We start from the raw sequence: 21,138 nt of genomic DNA on the forward strand, positions 1-21,138 counted from the left end.
TCGGTCAGCCAGAAAAGATCGCTCATGTTACCGCTCCGTTTGTGGAGCCGTGAATCACGCGGCGCGGCGGAATTCAATGCATCCTGACCCTAGGAGAGATCTGAAGCTTTAGTCATCGAATAGTGGAAGTTTTATGTCAGAGCACTGGCGATACCTGAAAATACTTGACGACGATATTCAGAAAATTTCTCGGTTTATAGAGCCGACAGAAGGTAATCTTTCGTCTTTTTCACTTGAGCTGGCGCGTTTACTTATGATCGCAACGCAAGAGTGCGATGTTCTACTTAAAGCGATTTGCCGCAAATTGGGCGATGAAGATTCGACCAAGGAGGGCGGCTACAGAATGACGATCCCGCCATCGTTACCGAGTTTCTCGATAGTGAAGGTCGCACTTGATCCACTCGGGCTGTCCTTTCAACCGTTCCAGGCGTGGGTAAGTGGTGATACGCCGGAGTGGTGGACTGCCAACAACAAAACCAAGCTCGACCGAATTTCTCACTTTGAAAAAGCCAATTTGAGCAATGTTCTCAATGCGGTTTCGGCTGTTTTGGTGGCAAATCTCTACTTTCACCGTGATGATCACAACAGAGCTTCTGTGGTCCACCCACTACAGCACTTTCGGCCAGAATTGAGAGTTGCGCAGTCTACAACGATTATGCAGCGGTCGTACCAAGTACCAGACTGAAGAGCGCAACGGTGTACTGAATAAACAATAAGGAGAGGCAGGTGGGGAGAATTGCATTTCTGTTCGCTGTTATTTGCTTGGGCGGCCAGGCGTCTGCTTTGAACAAGGAAAGCTTCACATGCGTTTTCCCGGAGTGGGAGATTAGTGATGAATTTCGAAAGGTTGGGTCTCCGGTATCCTGAGTTTAAAATCTTTGGGTGATGGGTCGAAGTTTAGCCAAGAGTTCGTCTGTGACACGGGGTTTGGCAGGAGTCGTGGTTTCAGGTGCAATTCTCTTCGGGGATTCCTGCGCGACGTTCACTCTCGGACATGCCGTAGTTCGGATCGGGATATCCATGGTCCTTTCGGTCTTGACTTTTACAATGGGGCAGTACTCAAAGATTCCTGCCAAACGCTAGAAATACCTGATTGAGAAAATCAACAATAAGGAGCGGGATCTGATGGAACTTTTATTGCTCTTAGGCTTCTGCGTTTTCATCGGAAACATGATCGGCAAGGTGCTAACACGCAGGGTGAATCGCAAGCTGGATCAACGGGCAGAACGTAGGGCAAACGGTCAACAATAAGGAGGCGACGTTCGCTATGCGGACTAAGCTGCCGTTCGCCGAAGTTTCAAGCGTTTGTCACATCACGTAGCGGCAATGCATAGATCTGCAATAGGTCTCATGGCCGTCCTCAGAAGCCAGAAATGCACCTTTTTTGCTCCCACCACGGGATCACGCTGTTAGAAATTTTGCAGGCTTTGTGCGCAGGCTTCTCCCACAAAGCGGGAGAAGCGGTTTAGCTTGTCAGAAGCCGAGATGTCGAGGCGCTACTCTAAGCATCGAGCTTGTTTCCACGTGGCTTGCTGAAACTCACCACTTGTTTCAGGATGCTGCTTGAATTTTTTCGACTGCTTCGTCGGTGGTCCAGAGACCGTTAGCAACATAACGGAAATTGATTAATGCTGCCAGATACCCGTCCCCTTCCGGGAGCTTCGCTGCCGCAGTGGCATCCCGAACAACGGCCACTTGATATCCCTGCTCCAATAGCTCGTATAGATGGGCCTGTAGGCATAGGTTGGCCGACATGCCAGCCAAAATAACCTTCGAAACGCCATGTTTGCGCAATTGTAAACTCAGATCGTTGTTTTCGGGTCCGTAGACTTTGTGCGGGCTGGCGACAATGGTTTCACCGTCCAGGATGTACTCTTTGTACTGGGGCATGAAGTCGGCACCCGAGCCGTCGAAGCCGTCAAGTGTCAACGGTCCTTTCCGATCGAACATTCCGATCTTGTGCATGAGTTTTTCGAGTGGACCACCAAAGGTCCAGCCATGATCAGACGGGTAATAATAGTGAGGCGAAATGGCGACCGTCATTCCGCGGGCCTTTGCAGCTTCAAACAAGCGGCCAATGTTTTCAACGGTGTTGTGTTCCTGAACAGACGCTCCGACAACTCCCCAGGTGACGCCATCTTCACTCAGAAAGTCTACCTGCGGGTCGGTCACGACCAACGCTGTATCAGACAATCCGACTTCCACGTCAGTCGGCGGCAGAGCTGGTTCACTCGGATCAGAGTAAGTGCTGTCAGTATCTGAAGCTGCAAGTGCTTGTCCGGAAAACAAAGCGCCACCAGCGGCCAAGGCGACGGTGCTGGTCAATATCTCTCGACGGCCGATATCGGTTCGATTGTCGCATTTTGGGTTGGTGCACATGACACTTTCTCCTTGAATGGACTAAAACTGCGAACATAATAAGAAAAAGACCGTGCCTTATCGTCTGAAAGGCGTCTTCTGATACCGAAGTTGAGTGCGGCCAGACATGTCAATCGAACGCGTTCTGGAGACCCTGGAAATCAATATGAGTCCCTTCGCCCTATGCGAATTGCGTGGGGATTGTCGCGTGGACTTTGGCGTTCGGCCTTTTGCTATTCTGCATTATGTACTGGATGGTTCGGCAACAGTTAACATTGGGAATAATGTTGACGTTCAGTTGACCCCAGGAACAGTGTTGCTGGCACCGGCCTATTTGACCTACGCCTTTCATGTGTGTGGTGCTGGTGGTGGTGTCCGTCCACGCACTTTGCCGCCAATCGATGGAATGACAAACATTGTGGTCGGTGATAGTTCCGTAGGGTCTCCTTTGTTTGCCATATGCGGACGCCTCGAAATCGCGTACCGGGGCAGTGGTGGGGCATTGAACCTTCTTCGCCATCCGATTGTCGAACACTTGTCACCGACAGACCGCGTGAGGTTGGCGCTGGATCAATTCGTCTATGAGGTTAGTCACCCGGACATAGGGTCTCGGGCATTGGCGGAATCCCTTCTAGAGCAATGCGTAATTCGACTATTTCGGCGGCGGCACATTGCTGGAGACCCGTCGTTGTGGTGGGTTGATGGTGCAACGGATGAAAAACTCTGGCCTGCGATGGAGGCTATGCTCGAATATCCGGAATATGCCCATAATCTCGAAAGCCTCGCTGAAAGATGCGCATTGAGTCGATCGGTTTTTGCTTCGCGATTTGGCAAGGCGTACAAGATTGGCGCCATAGAAGTACTTCGAAAAATTCGCCTACGCAGGGCCGCCGAACTGTTAACCCGATGCGATCTACCCATAAAACGGATTTCGGTAATGGCGGGATATAGAAGCCGAACCTACTTTTCGCGGGCATTTAAAGAAGAGTTTGGTATTTCGCCGAGCGAATTCAAAAAAGTTGCGGCAGAATAAGGCTTTGCTGCTAAGTGTCGTTAGCAGCATTAGGCATTTGCAGCATCTAAATTCGACAATAATGTCCGCTCGGGGCTCAAAGCCGACCTTAGAAGTTCAACAATAGGGAGGGTCTTCCGGGTTTGGACGGCGTCTATGTTATACTGGGTTGGTGGCTCTACGGGGAAGCCAGTAGCTTAACAACCAGGGGGACCGAGATGGAACATCAACTGATGATAGGCGATACGTTTCCGCACCCAACTCACTCGCGCCACCAGAGATGCCATGTTCGGGGTTTTGTAGACGGTTTGCTAGTGGCGAGGTGGTGGCGACTGTCCAGACAGTATTGGCAGTACGAAGTCTTCGACCCGGACGAAGTCCAACTAACAGCTCATGCGAAAGCTGGGTGAAACGGCGAGAGATCGCTCGCTGAGTCTCTCTGCCTGCCTCATATCAAGGCTGTGACATGGCCCAACCGAATCCCGTTTGATCTCCATAAGCAACTTGAGACCTGCCGGGTCGATAACTGGCGGGCGGCGCTACGTACTTGCGCAAATCGCCATGTGCTCAAGCTCAAAATCCAATGGTGGCGGGTGCTAGGGACAAAGATCGCCGATCTGCATTCAATGCGCTTCACCGCCACGCCGCAGGGCCATTGGGCGGTCATCCGGGAGTGATTGGAAAAGCATTACGTGCCCGCGCCCGAGAAACTGCCGGAATGGCCCGAGCCGGATTCGGTAACAAGTTACTGAAATTCGTGGGACACTTGGCTTGCAACTCATTGATTTCATATGGGTCACCCCAAGCATTTTGTGGGACACCCGGTCATTGATTTTAAAGGAAAAAATGCGGTTTTTGGTAGGCCCGGCAGGACTTGAACCCGCAACCAAAGCGTTATGAGCGCTCTGCTCTAACCAATTGAGCTACAGGCCCGCCTGAGCGCTTTGAGTACCACGGTGAACGCCCGCGTCAAGCCTGACCGTTGCAACAGGACGCACAATCGAATAACCCGCGCGGGAACCATTCATGAGGGGCTGGCCATGACGACGGGCAAGAACGGAATCACTTATGCCGATGCGGGCGTTGATATTGATGCGGGGAACGCTCTGGTCGACCGGATCAAGCCCGCGGCGAAGCGGACCAACCGCTCGGGTGTGATGAGCGGGCTGGGCGGGTTTGGCGCTCTGTTCGATCTGAAAGATGCCGGGTATCAGGATCCGATTCTAGTGGGCGCGACCGATGGTGTCGGCACCAAGCTGCGGATTGCGATTGATACCGGCGTGGTGGATGGCGTTGGCATCGACCTGGTGGCGATGTGCGTCAACGACCTGATCTGCCAGGGCGCCGAGCCGCTGTTCTTCCTGGACTATTTCGCCACCGGCAAGCTGGACACCGACACCGCCGCGCGGATCATCGAAGGTATTGCCGAGGGCTGCGTACAGTCCGGTTGCGCCCTGATCGGCGGTGAGACGGCAGAGATGCCGGGCATGTACCCAGACGGAGATTTCGATCTGGCCGGGTTCTCGGTCGGCGCAATGGAGCGGGGCGCGCATCTGCCTGCCGATGTGCAAAAGGGTGATGTGCTGCTGGGTCTGTCCTCGAACGGGGTGCATTCCAACGGCTATTCATTGGTGCGCAAACTGGTTGAAATGTCGGGTCTTGGCTGGGATGCCGCGTCGCCCTTTGGTGAAGGTTCGCTGGGCGAGGCGCTGCTGACACCGACGCGCCTGTACGTCAAACCTGCGCTGCAGGCGATCCGGGCAGGGGGCGTGAATGCGCTGGCCCATATCACCGGTGGTGGCCTGACTGAGAACCTGCCGCGGGTTCTGCCCGAAGGACTGGGCGCCGAGATTGACCTGAACGCCTGGGACCTGCCGCCCGTCTTCCGCTGGATGGCGGAAACCGGTGGGATCGTCGAGGCCGAGATGCTGAAGACCTTCAACTGCGGCATCGGCATGATCGTTGTCTGCGCCGAGGACCGGGCCGATGAGCTGACCGCGTTGCTGGCTGAGGCTGGCGAGACGGTTTCGCGTCTTGGCACCGTCACTGATACGCCCGGTATGGCGTATTCGGGCCAGCTGCTGTGAGCCACAAGCGCGTCGCCATCCTGATTTCCGGGGGTGGGTCCAACATGGTGTCGCTGGTCGACAGCATGGTCGGAGACCACCCGGCGCGCCCCTGTCTGGTGCTGTCGAATGACGCCGAGGCCGGCGGTCTGAAAAAGGCCGCCGAACGTGGTATCCCGATTGCATCGGTGGATCACCGTCCGTTCAAAGGCAACCGCGCCGCGTTTGAAGCCGAGTTGCTGAAACCGCTGGAAGAGGCGCAGCCGGACATTGTTTGTCTGGCCGGGTTTATGCGGGTTCTGACCGGCGATTTCGTTTCACGCTTTCAGGGGCGGATGCTGAACATCCACCCCTCGCTTCTGCCGAAATATAAAGGGCTCAATACTCATGCCCGCGCGATCGAGGCAGGGGACGCAGAGCATGGATGTTCAGTCCACGAGGTCACTGCGGCGCTGGACGATGGCCCGATCCTGGGGCAGGCGCGGGTGAACATCGAACCCGGCGACACGCCCGAAGACCTCGCCGCCCGGGTGCTGGTGTGGGAGCACAAGCTCTACCCTGCAGTGTTGCGCCGTTACGCCAGTGAGGATCGGACTCCGGTGTTGCTGCCCTGAACGTCTCAGGGTGATTTACACATGTGTCATAATCGGCCTATGGTCTGCACTACGGCTGGGTACGGACAAGATGATCAGCCGAAGAAAACAAGAGCAAGAACAGCACCGCGCATGAAAACCCTGACAACGACGCAAGAGCTGGCCGATTTCTGCAAGGCCGCGGCGGAATATGACTATGTCACCGTAGATACCGAGTTTCTGCGCGAACGAACTTACTATTCCAAACTCTGCCTGGTGCAACTGGCCGTGCCGTCGGAAGGTGGAGACAGCGCGGTTCTGGTCGATCCTCTGGCCGATGGCCTGTCGCTGGACCCGTTGTATGAGCTGTTCGGCAATGAGAACGTGGTCAAGGTCTTCCACGCCGCCCGGCAGGACCTTGAGATTTTCTGGGTCGAGGCGGGCGTCTTCCCCACGCCGTTGTTCGACACGCAGGTCGCGGCGATGGTCTGCGGTTTTGGCGAGCAGGTGGGCTACGAAACGCTGGTGCGCAAGATCTGCAAGCAGGGGGTGGACAAGACCTCTCGCTTTACCGACTGGTCCCGGCGGCCACTGTCTGAGGCGCAAAAGACCTATGCGTTGGCCGACGTGACCCATCTGCGTCAGATTTACGAACATCTTGCGGCCCAGCTGAAAAAGTCGCAGCGCAGCCATTGGGTCGCTGAAGAACTGCAGATTCTGACCCTGCCGACGACCTATGACATTCGCCCCGAAGATGCCTGGAAGCGGGTGAAGACCCGGACAAATTCGGCCAAGTTCCTGGCCGTGGTGCGCGAACTGGCGCAATTCCGCGAGGCTTACGCGCAGGAAAACAACGTCCCGCGCAGCCGGGTGTTCAAGGATGATGCGCTGATCGAGCTGGCCTCGACCAAGCCCAAGTCCCCGTCCGATTTGGGCGGGTCCCGCCTGCTGCTGCGCGAAGCGCGCAAGGGTGCGATTGCCGATGGCATTCTCGCTGCCGTGAAGAGGGGCGTGAACTGCCCCTCAGACCTACTGCCGCGCGTCGACAACAGCCGCGACAAGCTGAAGGTGAACCCGGCGCTGGCGGATTTGCTGCGGGTGCTGCTGAAATCAAAAACCGAAAGCTCGGGCGTAGCGGCCAAATTGATCGCCACCAGCTCGGAACTGGATCAGATCGCTGCGGGCGAGCGGGAATTGCCCGCCATGTCAGGCTGGCGGTTCGAGGTGTTCGGCGAAGACGCTCTGAAACTCTGCGAAGGCAAGATCGCACTGGCCGCAAAGGGCCAGAACGTCGAGGTCGTATCCCTATAAGCCTTTACCGGCGCCGGGATTCCAGCGCGTTCTGCTCTCCCACAACTCGCACCAGACGGGTGCTTTCCAGATCTTTCTGGCTGATATTGATGGCATCAGACACCATACGCGACCGCTCGGTGCCCTGATTGGTTGCCCTGTTCGGATAATCCACGCGGAAGGTAAATTCCAGAACACCGTTCTTCTGATTCTCTTCGCTTTCCGTGCGAACAAGCCGAGCGTTATAGGCCCCTTGCCGCGCCGCCGTGGCCGCCGCATAGACGATCGCGCCACCCGGGGTTGGTTCGACCCGCAACTCGTCGATACGGGTGATCGGAATGCTGGTGTCCTCTTCCTCGCCTCGTGAGAACAGCCCGCCACCCTCTTTCTGCTCTGGAACCAGAGCGTCGGCGTCATAGGCAGACGATTCAGCCGGATCAGCCGATGTGCTTGATCCGAACCAGTTGGACGGGTTGGCCCGCGAGTCCCTCCAGCTGCTGCAGGCAGAGACGGTCAGGGCGGCGACCAGAAGAACAGTAAACGATTTTTTCATGGTGCAGTCGTCCAGAGCAGTAATTCCAGCAATGGGTTATCGCAAATTCCCCTGTTTGAAAAGCCACGCTGGGGGGTGGACAGGCGCAGGTCGGCGGCATAGTTCACAGGTGTGATCGTAACAAAAGGACTGCCGCAAATGGCCACGCCTGCCTTTGAGGAAATCGTCGAGGATTTCGAATTTCTGGAGGACTGGGAAGACCGGTATCGCCATGTCATCGATCAGGGCAAGGCGATGGAGCCGCTGGACGATGCGCTCAAGGTGCCGGCCACCAAGGTTCACGGCTGCGCCAGTCAGGTTTGGTTACACCCGATCATCGAAGGCGGTGTCTTCCGCTTTGACGGCGACAGTGATGCGTTGATCGTACGGGGGCTGATCGCGGTTCTGCGGTCGTTGTATAACGGTCTGCCGGTCAACGAGGTTCCCACGGTGGACGCAGGCGGCGAACTGGCGCGTCTGGGCTTGAACGATCACCTTTCGGCGCAGCGCTCGAACGGGTTGCGCTCGATGATCGAACGCATCCGCGAGGTCGCGCAGGAAAACGCCTGACGCGAATCAATCCACCGGCTTGCGGGTTGCCCAATCCGTCAGCGTGGATTCCAGATCGCCATAACCGGTAAAACGACGCTCAAACTCCAAACCCATCCGCTCGGCGCAGTCACGGGCGCGGGCGGTCAGGTCAGGGTCGTCGATCTGAGCCTGATAGACCAGCTTGGTGTAATTTCCGAAATACATGTCGCGTAGCTCGGGGTGCCGGTCGAGGCCCAATGGTTTCCAGACAAAGGCATCGAATTGCCGCGCCAGAAAGTCGGTCAGGTAAAAGGCGGTGGTTTCATCCTCGCCCCGAGCCTCAAACGCCTGATTCCCTTCGAAGAAGGAGTAGCAGTGGGGGCCCTTGACCATCTCGACACCCATTTCGGCGCACGCTTTTTCCAGCAGGCCTCCGGTGCCGCAATCGGCGTAGACGACAAAGATCTGATCGTACTGATCGTGATGCTTTGCGACCGCCTCCTGAACCGCTTGGGTGATTTTTTCTGGATGGACATGCAAAATCGCCGGCAGGCAGGTCAGCGCCATGTGATCCCAGCCGTTGCGGTTCTTAAGGTCCAGAATCTCACGCGCAAGCGCGCCGCAGGCCAGCAGCAGAATTTGCCCCTGAGTATCAGCGGCGTAGCCCTTGGTCGTCAGGCTGGCATCGTCCGGCAATTTGTCCTGCTGCATCGAGTGCTCCTTGGAATCTATCCGACAGATAGTGTGGCCTGCGGAAACAAAAAGGGCCGCCCGAAAACCGGACGGCCCCTGAACATTCTACTGCGTCGGATCAGCCGGCCAGTTGGTTGTGCTTGCGCGAGACGAAGTCCTTGGCCATTTCCACGGCCACGGCTGCGTCACGGCAGTAACCGTCTGCGCCGATTGCTTTGCCGAATTCTTCGTTCAGCGGAGCGCCGCCGACCAGAACGATGTACTCTTCGCGCAGGCCTTGCTCTACCATAGTGTCGATCACGACCTTCATGTAGGGCATGGTTGTGGTCAGCAGGGCCGACATGCCCAGGATGTCGGGCTTTTCGGTTTCCAGCGCTTCCAGGTAGTTTTCGACCGGGTTGTTGATACCGATGTCGACAACCTCGAAACCGGCGCCTTCCATCATCATCGAAACAAGGTTTTTACCGATGTCGTGGATGTCACCCTTCACGGTGCCGATGACCATCTTGCCAACGCGCGGTGCGCCGGTTTCGGCCAGCAGCGGCTTGAGGATCGACATGCCGCCTTTCATGGCGTTTGCGGCCAGCAGAACCTCGGGGACGAACAGGATGCCGTCGCGGAAGTCATGGCCGACAACAGTCATACCACCGACCAGGGCTTTGGTCAGGATGTCGTAGGGTGTCCATCCGCGTTCCAGCAGGATGTTCGTACCTTCCTCAATCTCTTCTTTCAGACCGTCGTAAAGGTCGTCGAACATCTGTTCGACAAGCTCTTCGTCATTGAGTTCGGACAGGACGATGTCTTCTTCGTCGGACATGGGGCGCTTCCCTGAGCTGTGCGGACCGTCGGCCCGTGGTGGCATTTTTGCCGTTTTGGCCAAATCGCCGCAGTTTGACTGTGACGATTGCGACCTCAGTGGTTTCGAGACCGACCTATACGTCAGATTTTTGCACGGCTCGACAGAATTTTCTGCAAGATCATCCTGCATTCCGTTCATTTTCCATTTCCGCCTGTCTCGTCGGGATCAAGTGGCTGAAATCAACGCGAAACCGTAAGGTCCGCTTGTCGGATCGCGTAAATGAATATATATCCCAAGAGAGAACATAGCGGGAACAAACATGTCTGAACCGCATATCCGAGGCCGTGGGGCCGTCACAAACACAGCAGGCCGGTTCGAGCAATTCGACACCGTACCCTGCGATGATGGCTGGGAAATCGAAGAGGATATCCCACCCTTGCGAACAGACGTCAGGGATGAGATCGCGCGCAGCCTGATCACGTATAACCGCTCGCCGGACTTGCCGTTTGATCGCTCGATCAACCCGTATCGTGGGTGCGAGCACGGCTGCGTTTATTGCTTTGCCCGCCCGACTCACGCCTATCTGGGATTATCGCCGGGTCTGGACTTTGAAACTCGCCTGATCGCCCGTCCGAACGCGGCGGATATCTTGCGCAAAGAACTGTCCTCCAAAGGGTATAAAGTCGCGCCCATCGCATTGGGAACAAATACGGACCCGTATCAGCCTGTTGAGAAAAGCCGCAAGATAACAAAGGATTGCCTGTCGGTTCTTCAGGAGTTTAACCATCCGGTCGGCATTGTGACCAAAGGTGCCTTGATCGAACGGGATCTGGATATTCTGGCGCCTATGGCGGCGAAGGGGTTGGTGCGGGTCGGGGTTTCACTGACCACACTGGATGCGAATCTGTCCCGACGGATGGAGCCGCGCGCGCCGTCACCGCAGCGGCGGCTGGCCGTCATTCGACGCCTGACCGAGGCTGGTGTCCCGGTGCGGGTTATGACTTCTCCAGTGATTCCGGGACTGACGGATCATGAGCTGGAACACTTGCTGGAAGCGGGCAGGGATGCGGGTGCCGATGCCGCCAGTTGGATCATGTTGCGTCTGCCACGCGAAGTGTCGGAGTTGTGGCAGAATTGGTTGAAGGATCACGAACCCGCACGCGCCGAAAAGATCATGTCCAAGCTGCGCGAGATGCACGGGGGCAGGGACTATGACCCGCGCTGGGGTCACCGGATGCGTGGTGAAGGGGAATATGCGGGGCTGATTGCCAAGCGGTTCGCACTGGCGGTGAAGCGCCTTGGGTTGGCGACGCGTACAGCGCCCTTGCGATGCGACTTGTTTGCCCGCCCGGCCCAGGTCGGGGATCAATTGAGCCTGCTATAAAAAAGCCCCGGACGCAGGTCCGGGGCTTTGGCATTCAATCGCGGCGATCAGCGGTTTTCGATGTCCACATAGTCGCGCATGGTCTCGCCCAGATACAACTGGCGCGGGCGACCGATCTTGTTCTGAGGATCGGCGATCATTTCTTTCCACTGGCTGACCCAGCCAACGGTGCGCGACAGCGCAAAAATCGGAGTGAACATCGAGGTCGGGAAGCCCATCGCCTCGAGGATGATGCCCGAGTAGAAGTCGACGTTCGGGAACAGTTTCTTTTCGGCGAAATACGGATCTTCCAGCGCCTCGCGTTCCAGTTCCTTGGCGACCTGCAGTTTCGGATTGTCTTCGATACCCAGCAGGTCCAGCACCTCGTCGGCCGATTGCTTCATCACCTTCGCGCGCGGGTCGAAGTTCTTGTAGACGCGGTGGCCAAAGCCCATCAGACGGAACGGATCGTCTTTGTCCTTGGCGCGGGCGATGTATTCGGGGATGCGATCGACCGAGCCGATTTCTTCCAGCATTTCCAAGCAGGCCTGGTTCGCACCACCATGGGCCGGACCCCACAGGCAGGCGATGCCAGCTGCAATACAGGCGAACGGGTTCGCGCCCGAAGACGACGCCAGACGCACGGTCGAGGTCGAAGCGTTCTGCTCGTGATCGGCGTGCAGGGTAAAAATGCGGTCCATCGCACGGCTGAGGATCGGGTTGACCTCGTATTCTTCGGCCGGAACGCTGAAGCACATGCGCAGGAAGTTTGACGCATAGTCCAGATCGTTGCGCGGATACACGAAGGGCTGACCGGTGTGGTACTTGTACGCCCAAGCCGCAATGGTGGGCATCTTTGCAATCAGGCGGTGCGACGCGATCTCGCGCTGGCGTGGGTCGGTAACGTCGGTCGAGTCGTGGTAGAAGGCCGACATTGCGCCGACAACACCCACCATGATCGCCATCGGGTGCGCGTCACGGCGGAAACCGCGGTAGAAATACTGCATCTGCTCGTGCAGCATGGTGTGCTTGGTGATCGTGGTTTCGAACTTTTCCAGATCCTTTGCGACAGGCAGCTCTCCGTACAGCAGCAGATAGCAAACCTCGAGGAAGTGGGACTTCTCGGCCAGTTGGTCGATCGGATAGCCACGGTGCAGCAGTTCACCCTTTTCACCGTCGATATAGGTGATGGTGCTGTCGCAGCTGGCGGTCGATGTGAAGCCGGGATCGTAGGTGAACACGCCAGCCTGACCATAGAGCTTGCGGATATCGATTACGTCGGGCCCCGCTGTTGGCGAATGAACCGGCAACTCGTAAGTTTCCCCATGGACTTTCAGAGTGGCTGTTTTGTTGTCGGTCATTTTTGTCCCTTCCTCGTTCATGCGCGTGCCGAAAGAGTGATCGGCTGAGCGGTCAGCGGTCATACACATATGTGCTGACCGGGTCGTAGCGGAGCAGCGTTACCTGAATATGAACCCAGGATTAGTTTGCTGCGTCGGAAAGCCGCGCCAGGGTTTCTTCGCGCCCCAGCACAAGCATCATGTCAAAAACCGAAGGCGTTACAGCGCGTCCAGCCAGTACCGCCCTGAGCGGGCTGGCCAACTTGCCGAACTTGATCCCCTGCGCCTCTGCAAAGGCGTTGAGGGCCTCCTCCAGTTCGTTCCGCGACCAGCTAACATTTTGCACGTGCGGCGTCAATTCTTTCAGTATACCGTCGGATACAGATTGTAGCGCCTTTGCTGCTTTCTCATCCGGCTCAACGGGGCGTGAAATCAACGCAAAGTGAGCTTTTTCAAGCAGTTCCGGGAAAGTGCGCGCACGGTCCTTAAGACAATACATCGCACGTTCCAGATCACCGGATTGTGTCGTGGTAAGAGCGGGAAGTTCCGCTGCGTCCAGATAGGTTTCGATTTCCTGCCGCAGTGCAGCGTCATCCGAAATCGCAATATGTTGCCCGCAGAGATTTTCGAGCTTTTTCAAGTCGAAGCGGGCCGGACTTTTACCAATACCGTCCAGATCGAACCACTCTTTTGCCTGCTCGTCGGTAAAGAACTCGTCGTCACCGTGGCTCCAGCCGAGGCGCGCCAGATAGTTGCGCATGCCTGACGCAGGGTAACCCATCGCCTGATATTCCTGCGCGCCCAATGCGCCGTGGCGTTTCGACAGCTTCTTGCCGTCCGGTCCGTGAATCAGCGGGATATGCGCCCAGACCGGAACGTCCCAGCCCATTGCCTCATAGATCATCATCTGGCGCGCGGCGTTGTTCAGGTGGTCGTCGCCACGGATCACATGGGTCACGCCCATGTCGTGATCGTCCACCACAACAGCTAGCATATAAACCGGCGTCCCGTCCGAGCGCAGCAGGATCATGTCGTCCAGCTGATCGTTACGGATGGTCACGTCGCCCTGCACCTGATCGCGGATTACAGTTGCGCCGTCTTGCGGGGCCTTGATGCGGATCACGAACGGCGCGTCCGGATGGGTCGCCGGGTCGGCATCGCGCCAGGGGCTGCGGAATAGGGTCGATTTGCCCTCGGCCCGGGCTTGTTCGCGGAATTCGGCGATTTCGTCCTGCGTCGAAAAGCACTTGTACGCTTTGCCCTCGGCCAGCAGTTGATGCGCCACTTCGGCGTGGCGCGCGGCCCCTTCGAACTGGCTGATCACGTCGCCATCATGGTCCAGACCAAGCCATTCCATGCCCTGCAGGATCGCTGCCGTCGCCTCGGGGGTCGAACGTTCGCGGTCGGTGTCTTCGATCCGCAGCAGGAACTTGCCGCCGCGCCCACGGGCATAGAGCCAGTTGAACAGCGCGGTGCGGGCGCCGCCGATGTGCAGAAAACCGGTGGGCGAAGGGGCGAAACGGGTGACGACCTGATCGGACATTGTGTGGATTAACCTTTTGGTAACCGTGTCTGGCATAGTTTTGCGTCTGTCTAACGAGCCCGAAGGACGGGGGCAACCATGCGTGTTCTGGCACGGGTCGAGGCCGCATTGCTGAACCAGACAGGGTATTTGTTCCAGTGGTCTCCGGTATGTCTGGCTGTCGGTATTGGTCTTTACTTCAGTCTCCGGTTTGAACCGGGCTTGCAGGTGTATTCGTGCCTGCTGGCGCTGGTGTTGGGTCTTGTCTGGACCGGTCGCAGGATGCGAACCGGTTGGGCCGCGTTGGCAATGGGGTGCGCGTTGATTGCGGCAGGCTTTGTGCTGGCCGGTGCGCGAGCCCACTCGGTCGCAGAGCCGGTTCTGTCTTGGCGTTATTACGGCCCGGTCGAGGGGCGGGTCGTAGCCATGGACCGCTCTGCTTCGGACGCGTTGCGGGTAACGCTAGACCAGGTGCGCATAGGGGATGTGCCCAAGGACCGCAGACCGCAGCGCGTCCGGCTTTCCTTGCACGGCGACCCGGCCTCACTGGCGCCGGGTCAAAGGATAATGACCACAGGCCACCTGTCACCGCCGCAAGGGCCGGTCGAGCCCGGAGGTTTTGATTTTCGCCGTCACGCCTGGTTTCAGCGTCTTGGGGCGGTCGGATACACACGCGTGCCGGTGATGACGGTTGCGCGACCGGAAGAGGCGGCCGAAGGGGTGCGCATCACGGCGTTAAGAATGGCGATCTCGCAGAGGGTGCGATCAATCCTGCCCGGTGAGATCGGAGGGTTTGCAGCCGCGGTCACAACCGGTGACCGCAGTGGCATGGGGCAAGAGACGCTGCAATCGCTGCGGGCGTCGAACCTTGCGCATTTGCTGGCGATATCCGGCCTGCATATGGGGCTGCTGACCGGGTTCGTCTACTTGGTTTGTCGACTGGCCCTGTCTGCGATTCCAGCTGTGGCCCTGCGCCTGCCTGTGCGTAAACTGGCGGCGCTCTGCGCGCTGGTTGCTGCGGTCATATACCTGATGCTGTCCGGCGGTAACGTCGCCACCGAGCGGGCCTTTGTCATGGCCAGCGTCATGCTGGGGGCGATCCTGATCGACCGTCGCGCAATTTCTCTGCGAGTCGTTGCCGTGGCCGCTCTGATCGTCCTGGTGCTGCGTCCCGAATCCCTGCTGAGCCCCGGGTTCCAGATGTCCTTTGCCGCGACGACTGCGCTTGTCGCCGTGTTTGGTCAATTGCGGGATTATGGACCGATGCCGGGGCCGAAATGGACGAAACCTGTGCTGGGGTTGCTTTTATCCTCGGCCATTGCCGGTCTGGCGACGGCTCCGATCGGGGCGGCGCATTTTAACACGATGTCGCATTATGGGCTGTTGGCCAACATGTTGTCGGTGCCGGTGATGGGGACGGTTGTGGTGCCGGCGGCCTTTGTTGCCGCACTGTTGGCCCCGTTCGGGTTGGAGGCGCTGGCACTGCACGTCATGGGATTGGGGTTGCAGTGGATTCTGGTTGTTTCGGACAAGGTGTCCGGTCTGGATGGCGCCCAAGGGTACGTCGTCAGCCCGCCGCACTATGTTTTGCCGATGTTCGCCCTTGGTGCCTTGTGGCTGGCGCTGTGGCGCGGGCGGGCAAAATGGATTGGAGCCGCCGCGGTAGCGGCGGCCTTTTTGCTTTGGGGGCAGGGGCATCGACCAGAGGTTCTGATTGCGGATTCCGGCGGGTTGGTGGGTGTCATGACTGAAAACGGTCGTGCGCTCAGCAAGGAAAAGGGCAGCGGGTTTATTGCGACCGTTTGGCTGGAAAATGACGGGGATGGCGCAGACCAGATCAATGCTGCCCGTCGCTGGCCCGACACGTCTGGCGGGATTCAACGGTATATTTGGCAGGGTAAGGAACTGGTCCACGTTACCGGAAAACACGCTGCACAAGGGTTCGAGGAATGCCGGAAGAACCAGATCGTTGTGTCGGCGGTACCTCTGGACCTGATCGGTGATTGCGGCCTCTTTGATCCGGATCGATTGAAAGAGACCGGAAGCGTGGCTTTGTCCGGTGTCGGAGTAACAACCAGCCTAGAGGTCATCGGCCATCGATTGTGGTCCCCGGAAATGACCGGGAACCACCGTGCAAAACAAACTCAGTAGCTGCGGATCAGTCCAACCAGCCGCCCCTGAACCTTGACCTTGTCCTCGGGCAGAACGCGGGTTTCATAAGCGGGGTTTGCCGCTTCGAGCGCGATGGCGTTGCCGCGGCGGAAGAACCTTTTCAGCGTAGCTTCCTGATCCTCAACCAGTGCCACAACGATGTCGCCGTTATCCGCCACTCTGGTTTCGCGGATGACCACAACGTCGCCGTCGTTGATGCCCGCATCGATCATCGAATCTCCGCGAACTTCCAACGCGTAGTGCTCACCTTTACCCGACACCATGCTGCCCGGAACGGCAACACGGTGCGACACGTGGCTGATTGCCTCAATCGGGACACCGGCCGCGATGCGTCCCATCACCGGCAGTTCCATGGCGTCCACGGTGACTGGTTCGAAATTCGCCGGGCGGGGACCTTCGGGCTTGTCACCCTCGATCACACGGGGCTTGAAGGCAGCAGTGGGCTCACCGCCCAGGCTTTCGGGCAGCTTGACGATCTCAATCGCGCGGGCGCGGTGGGCGAGGCGGCGGATAAAGCCGCGTTCTTCCAGTGCGGTGATCAGGCGATGGATGCCGGACTTGGATCTCAGATCCAGCGCGACCTTCATTTCGTCGAAACTGGGCGGAACGCCATCCGCCTGAACGCGTTTGTGGATGAATTCCAACAAATCCAACTGTTTCTTGGTCAGCATTGCTCACACCTCGTCGGTCATGCGTTTTCTTTTGTTCTACGCATGTTCACGTTTTGTGTCAACGGATTTGAGCGCCGATTAGATCGGCAGGTACAGCACCTCATCCCCGGCGGGGCGTGCCGGATCATGAGGTTCGCGCACCAACAGCGCATTGGCCTGCGCCAGAACACTCAGCAGAGAGCTGTCCTGATCCGCACACGCGCGAATGCCCGTGTGGTCCAGTATCGCGCGCATGTAGTGCTCGCGCGGGCCGTTTTCGCCAATAGGTTCAGCCAGACGCGCGCGCTGAAATGGGGTCAGGGCTTGTTCAATCCCCAGCATCCGCCGCACCATCGGAATCAGGAAGAGGTATCCGCAAACCATTGCGCTGACAGGATTTCCCGGCAATCCAACCATCGCGGTGTCGCCCAGCCGACCAGCCATAAGAGGCTTCCCCGGGCGCATCCGGATCTTGTAGAAGGATCGCTCCATCCCCAACGATTGCGAGACATCGGCAACCAGATCGTATTCGCCTACCGAGGCACCGCCGATGGTAACAACCAGATCGGCGCCCTCTGCCAGCCCAAATGCCGTTTCAAGAGAGGCAACTGTGTCGCGCGCAATCGGCAGAATGCGCACCTGCGCACCCGCGTTATCCAGCAGGGCTTTCAGGCCAAATGTGTTCGACGCGATGATCTGATCCGGACCGGGGGTTTCGCCCGGCATGACCAGTTCATCCCCGGTCGAAATCAGCGCAACCACGGGTTTGCGCGTAACTGGCACTGCCGGAATGTTCATGGCCGCCATCAACGCGACGACCTCGGGGCGCAGTACGCGCGGTGCCGAGATTTGGGCGCCGGTTTGGAAATCGATACCGGCAGGGCGGATGTTGGATTTGGACCCGGGTTCGTCGGTGATCGTCAGCAGATCACCGCGACGGTCGGTATCTTCCTGAATAACAACGAAATCAGCACCTTCAGGAACCGGAGCGCCGGTGAAGATACGCACCGCCTGACCCGGCCCGACGGTGCCGTCGAACCGACGACCGGCAGCGGATTCACCGATGACCTTGAACATTGCGTGCAGTTCGACCTCGGCCGATTTCAGGGCATAGCCATCCATCGAAGACGCGGCAAAAGGCGGCTGATCGCGGGTGGCGCTGACATCCTGTGCCAGCACGCGACCGGCGGCGTCGACAAGCGGAACCGTTTCGGCGTTCAGCGGGGAAACGAGATCAAACAGCAGCGCCCGGGCGTCTTCGACCGTAATCATTTCGCCTCGTAACGCCCTGATTTTCCGCCGTCTTTCAACAAAACGCGGATGCCGCCGATCTCCATCGCCTTATCGACGGCCTTGGTCATGTCATAAACGGTCAGCGCGGCAGTGGAGGCTGCAGTCAGCGCCTCCATCTCAACCCCAGTCTGGCCTGAGGTCTTGACGGTTGCCTCGATCCGAACGCCGGGCAGGTCGGGGTCCAGTGTCAACTCAACGGCCACTTTGGTCACTGGCAGAGGGTGGCACAGCGGAATTAGGTCAGGCGTCTTCTTTGCCCCCATGATCCCAGCCAGACGCGCGACGCCTAGAACGTCACCCTTCTTGGCGCGGCCTTCGGAAATCAGATCAAAGGTTTCCTGCGCCATTTTGATATGGGCGGCGGCAACCGCCACCCGGTCGGTGACGGCCTTGTCCGACACATCGACCATATGCGCCTGTCCTTGCGCGTCAAAATGGGTCAGAGGCATCACATCACTCCAGGGATTAGCGGGTTTGCCAGCAATTGACGTGTGGCGGCTGTGACATCGTCCTGACGCATCAGGCTTTCACCGATCAGGAAACAGCGCGCGCCATAGCGGGCGATATCGGCCAGATCTGCGGGCGTGCTCAGGCCGCTTTCGCAAACAATAGTCCGGTCGCCCGGCACCAGTTTCGACAACCGGCGCGTGGTATCAAGCGAGGTTTCGAAAGTCTTTAGGTTTCGGTTGTTTATCCCGATCAGAGGGCTTTTCAGCTGGGTCGCACGTTCAAGCTCGGCTTCGTCATGAACTTCGATCAGAACATCCATACCCCAGTCGAACGCGGTTTGCTCCAGCTCAGCGGCCTGGCTGTCTTCGACCGATGCCATGATAATCAGAATGCAATCTGCACCCAAAGCGCGCGCCTCGATCACCTGATAAGGGTCGTACATGAAGTCCTTACGCAGCGCGGGCAGCGATGTGGCTGCACGGGCTTCGGTCAGATACTCTTTGGCGCCTTGAAAGCTGGGCGTGTCGGTCAACACCGACAAGCAGGCCGCGCCGCCGTCTTCGTAGGCTTTGGCGAGAGCGGGCGGATCGAAATCGGGGCGGATCAACCCTTTGGAAGGGCTCGCTTTCTTAACCTCGGCGATCAGGCCATAGCCCTTACGCGTGGCCTTTTGCAGTGCGGCTGCAAAGCCTCGAACTTCAGGGGCAAATCGTGCCTCACCTTCCAGAAGGTCCAGAGGTTTCTCTGCCTTGTCAGCAGCGACTTCCTCCAGTTTATAGGCTTTGATTTTGTCCAGTACCGTCTCTGTCATGCGGCCTCCTGAGTCTTTCGGGCCAGTGCGGCGATTTTTTCTTTGGCTTTTCCGCTGTCTATGCTTTCGACGGCCTTGGCAACCCCGTCCTTCAGGTCGGTAGCCGCGTCTGCCACCACCAGTGCGGCGGCAGAGTTCAGCAATACCGCGTCACGATAGGCCGAGGGCTGCCCATCCAGCAGCGCGCGGAAGGCGACGGCGTTTTCTTCGGGTGTGCCGCCGAGGATATCCTCGAACGGGTGCACCGGCAGGCCTGCGTCTTCTGGGTGAAGCTCAACCTCTTTGACAGTGCCGTCCTCAAGCGCGGCCACCCAGCTGATGCCGGTGATGGTCAGCTCATCAGTGCCATCCGACCCGTGCACCAGCCATGCGCGATCCGAACCTAGAAGGCCCAGTGTTTCTGCCATCGGGCGGATCAGGTCGCGGCTGAATGCTCCGGTCAGTTGGCGTTTGACACCGGCCGGGTTGGTAAGGGGCCCGAGGATATTGAAAATCGTACGAGTCCCAAGCTCTTGCCGAGAGGGCATGACATGGGCGATGGCCGGATGGTGCATCGGTGCCATCATGAAACCGATGCCGACCTCTTCCAAAGCGTTTTCAACCACTTCCGGGCCGACCATCACGTTGATGCCCAGCTGTCCCAAAGCGTCTGCCGCACCGGATTTCGAGCTGAGGTTGCGGTTGCCGTGCTTGGCCACGGTCACACCGGCTCCGGCCACAACAAAGGCCGTCGCGGTGGAGATGTTCAGTGTGCCCTTGCCGTCGCCCCCGGTGCCGACGATGTCCATCGCTCCGGCGGGGGCTTTGACCGCATTACACTTCGCGCGCATGACGGCAGCGGCAGCGGCGTATTCCGCGACTGTTTCACCTCGAGTGCGCATCGCCATCAACAACCCACCGATCTGGCTGGGCGTGGCTTCGCCTTCAAACAGGATACCAAAGGCCTGTTCAGCCTCGTCGCGGGTCAGAGGCCGGTCGGCGGCGGCTCCGATCAGCGGTTTCAGAGCGTCGCTCATGCGGGAACTTTCATCTCAGACAGGAAATTCTTGAGCAGGGCGTGGCCGTGCTCGGAGGCGATGGATTCCGGATGGAACTGGACGCCGTGGATAGGCAGTTCTTTGTGCTGGAGGCCCATGATGGTGCCGTCCTCCAGCTCGGCTGTCACCTCAAGGCAGTCGGGCAGGGTGTTGGGATCGACCACAAGCGAATGATAGCGCGTTGCCTCGAAGGGCGATGGCAGCCCTGCAAACAGGCCTTTCCCGGTGTGGTGCATGGTGCCCATCTTGCCATGCACGATTTCATGGCAGCGAATGACGTCGCCACCAAAGGCTTGCCCGATGGTTTGGTGACCCAGGCATACGCCCATCAGCGGGGTTTTCGTCTCGGCAGCGGCCTTGGTCAGGGCCAGACAGATTCCCGCCTGATCAGGATCGCAGGGACCCGGACTCAGCAGGATGCCTGCCGGGTTCATCGCCATGGCTTCCTGAACATCCAGGGCATCATTCCGCCGAATGACCATTTCGGCACCAAGTTCGCCTAAATAGTGTACGAGGTTGTAAGTAAACGAGTCGTAGTTGTCGATCAGCAGCAGCATTTGGGCACTTGTCTCGGCTTGGGCATTTCGGGCTGGCGATACAGCCCCGAGCCACGGTATAATGTCTGGACATACATGCTCAGGCTTGCG

General features: G+C 58.3%; 20 protein-coding genes and 1 tRNA gene. 8 read left to right on the forward strand and 13 right to left on the reverse strand.

Annotation, left to right across the window (positions count from 1 at the left end; translation table 11 throughout):
- The first annotated feature begins 133 nt into the window (after positions 1 to 133).
- Positions 134 to 685: a hypothetical protein gene (locus ACR0KW_RS00005; RefSeq protein WP_480803182.1), complete on the forward strand. Its 552-nt coding sequence runs from the start codon at positions 134 to 136 to the stop codon at positions 683 to 685.
- A gap of 866 nt (positions 686 to 1,551) precedes the next feature.
- Here ACR0KW_RS00005 and ACR0KW_RS00010 read toward each other — a convergent pair.
- Positions 1,552 to 2,379, reverse strand: coding sequence for a cysteine hydrolase family protein (locus ACR0KW_RS00010; RefSeq protein ID WP_480803183.1), 828 nt, complete (start codon positions 2,377 to 2,379; stop codon positions 1,552 to 1,554).
- 106 nt (positions 2,380 to 2,485) lie between these two features.
- Between ACR0KW_RS00010 and ACR0KW_RS00015 the strand changes: the two genes are divergently transcribed.
- Positions 2,486 to 3,391, forward strand: a complete 906-nt coding sequence (locus tag ACR0KW_RS00015) for an AraC family transcriptional regulator (RefSeq protein ID WP_480803184.1) — start codon at positions 2,486 to 2,488, stop codon at positions 3,389 to 3,391.
- Positions 3,392 to 4,226: 835 nt separating this feature from the next.
- Here ACR0KW_RS00015 and ACR0KW_RS00020 read toward each other — a convergent pair.
- A tRNA-Ile gene (locus ACR0KW_RS00020) sits at positions 4,227 to 4,303 on the reverse strand.
- Between the two features lie 107 nt (positions 4,304 to 4,410).
- On the opposite strand from ACR0KW_RS00020, the gene purM reads away from it, so the two are divergent.
- From purM to rnd, 3 genes are all read left to right on the forward strand, one after another.
- Positions 4,411 to 5,457, forward strand: coding sequence for a phosphoribosylformylglycinamidine cyclo-ligase (gene purM, locus ACR0KW_RS00025; protein ID WP_480803185.1), 1,047 nt, complete (start codon positions 4,411 to 4,413; stop codon positions 5,455 to 5,457).
- Complete coding sequence (gene purN, locus ACR0KW_RS00030) at positions 5,454 to 6,050, forward strand: phosphoribosylglycinamide formyltransferase (protein WP_480803186.1); 597 nt, start codon at positions 5,454 to 5,456, stop codon at positions 6,048 to 6,050. The genes purM and purN overlap by 4 nt, the downstream gene beginning before the upstream one ends.
- A 111-nt stretch (positions 6,051 to 6,161) precedes the next feature.
- Complete coding sequence (gene rnd, locus ACR0KW_RS00035; protein WP_480803187.1) at positions 6,162 to 7,319, forward strand: ribonuclease D; 1,158 nt, start codon at positions 6,162 to 6,164, stop codon at positions 7,317 to 7,319.
- Positions 7,320 to 7,323: 4 nt separating this feature from the next.
- Here rnd and ACR0KW_RS00040 read toward each other — a convergent pair whose 3' ends face one another.
- Positions 7,324 to 7,851, reverse strand: a complete 528-nt coding sequence (locus ACR0KW_RS00040) for a hypothetical protein (RefSeq protein ID WP_480803188.1) — start codon at positions 7,849 to 7,851, stop codon at positions 7,324 to 7,326.
- A 138-nt stretch (positions 7,852 to 7,989) separates the two neighbouring features.
- On the opposite strand from ACR0KW_RS00040, the gene ACR0KW_RS00045 reads away from it, so the two are divergent.
- Entirely contained in the window at positions 7,990 to 8,400 is a 411-nt protein-coding gene (locus tag ACR0KW_RS00045) for a SufE family protein (RefSeq protein WP_480803189.1), read from the forward strand.
- Between the two features lie 6 nt (positions 8,401 to 8,406).
- Here ACR0KW_RS00045 and ACR0KW_RS00050 read toward each other — a convergent pair whose 3' ends face one another.
- Entirely contained in the window at positions 8,407 to 9,072 is a 666-nt protein-coding gene (locus tag ACR0KW_RS00050; RefSeq protein ID WP_480803190.1) for a DUF1638 domain-containing protein, read from the reverse strand.
- Between the two features lie 100 nt (positions 9,073 to 9,172).
- Positions 9,173 to 9,871 carry a corrinoid protein gene (locus ACR0KW_RS00055; protein ID WP_475209234.1) on the reverse strand — a complete coding sequence of 233 codons (699 nt, stop codon included), beginning with the start codon at positions 9,869 to 9,871 and terminating at the stop codon, positions 9,173 to 9,175.
- 301 nt (positions 9,872 to 10,172) lie between these two features.
- Between ACR0KW_RS00055 and ACR0KW_RS00060 the strand changes: the two genes are divergently transcribed.
- Entirely contained in the window at positions 10,173 to 11,237 is a 1,065-nt protein-coding gene (locus ACR0KW_RS00060) for a PA0069 family radical SAM protein (RefSeq protein ID WP_480803191.1), read from the forward strand.
- 47 nt (positions 11,238 to 11,284) lie between these two features.
- Here the strand turns inward: ACR0KW_RS00060 and gltA are convergent, their stop codons facing one another.
- Both gltA and gltX read right to left on the reverse strand, forming a co-directional pair.
- Positions 11,285 to 12,577, reverse strand: coding sequence for a citrate synthase (gene gltA, locus ACR0KW_RS00065; RefSeq protein WP_170399236.1), 1,293 nt, complete (start codon positions 12,575 to 12,577; stop codon positions 11,285 to 11,287).
- Between the two features lie 121 nt (positions 12,578 to 12,698).
- The gene (gene gltX, locus ACR0KW_RS00070; RefSeq protein WP_480803192.1) at positions 12,699 to 14,099 is read right to left on the reverse strand and encodes a glutamate--tRNA ligase; all 1,401 of its coding nucleotides are present in this window, start codon (positions 14,097 to 14,099) and stop codon (positions 12,699 to 12,701) included.
- 78 nt (positions 14,100 to 14,177) lie between these two features.
- Here gltX and ACR0KW_RS00075 point away from each other — a divergent pair, with 78 nt between their 5' ends.
- On the forward strand, positions 14,178 to 16,229 hold the full coding sequence (locus tag ACR0KW_RS00075; protein WP_480803193.1) for a ComEC/Rec2 family competence protein: 2,052 nt from the start codon (positions 14,178 to 14,180) through the stop codon (positions 16,227 to 16,229).
- On the opposite strand, the gene lexA is transcribed toward ACR0KW_RS00075, so the two are convergent.
- The 6 genes from lexA to ACR0KW_RS00105 form a co-directional block, all read right to left on the reverse strand.
- Positions 16,223 to 16,921 carry a transcriptional repressor LexA gene (lexA, locus tag ACR0KW_RS00080; RefSeq protein ID WP_480803194.1) on the reverse strand — a complete coding sequence of 233 codons (699 nt, stop codon included), beginning with the start codon at positions 16,919 to 16,921 and terminating at the stop codon, positions 16,223 to 16,225. The two genes, ACR0KW_RS00075 and lexA, sit on opposite strands and share 7 nt — an antisense overlap.
- Before the next feature lie 78 nt (positions 16,922 to 16,999).
- A complete protein-coding gene (locus ACR0KW_RS00085) occupies positions 17,000 to 18,172 on the reverse strand; it encodes a molybdopterin molybdotransferase MoeA (protein WP_480803195.1) in 1,173 nt (390 codons plus the stop codon).
- The gene (moaC, locus tag ACR0KW_RS00090) at positions 18,169 to 18,642 is read right to left on the reverse strand and encodes a cyclic pyranopterin monophosphate synthase MoaC (RefSeq protein ID WP_480803196.1); all 474 of its coding nucleotides are present in this window, start codon (positions 18,640 to 18,642) and stop codon (positions 18,169 to 18,171) included. The genes ACR0KW_RS00085 and moaC overlap by 4 nt, the downstream gene beginning before the upstream one ends.
- The gene (trpC, locus tag ACR0KW_RS00095) at positions 18,642 to 19,454 is read right to left on the reverse strand and encodes an indole-3-glycerol phosphate synthase TrpC (RefSeq protein WP_480803197.1); all 813 of its coding nucleotides are present in this window, start codon (positions 19,452 to 19,454) and stop codon (positions 18,642 to 18,644) included. Before trpC ends, moaC begins: the two co-directional genes overlap by 1 nt.
- A complete protein-coding gene (trpD, locus tag ACR0KW_RS00100) occupies positions 19,451 to 20,470 on the reverse strand; it encodes an anthranilate phosphoribosyltransferase (protein ID WP_480803198.1) in 1,020 nt (339 codons plus the stop codon). The genes trpC and trpD overlap by 4 nt, the downstream gene beginning before the upstream one ends.
- Positions 20,467 to 21,048, reverse strand: a complete 582-nt coding sequence (locus tag ACR0KW_RS00105) for an anthranilate synthase component II (RefSeq protein WP_480803199.1) — start codon at positions 21,046 to 21,048, stop codon at positions 20,467 to 20,469. The genes trpD and ACR0KW_RS00105 overlap by 4 nt, the downstream gene beginning before the upstream one ends.
- Positions 21,049 to 21,138: the final 90 nt, after the last annotated feature.

The sequence above is a fragment of the Ruegeria sp. CG11 genome (assembly GCF_056537245.1).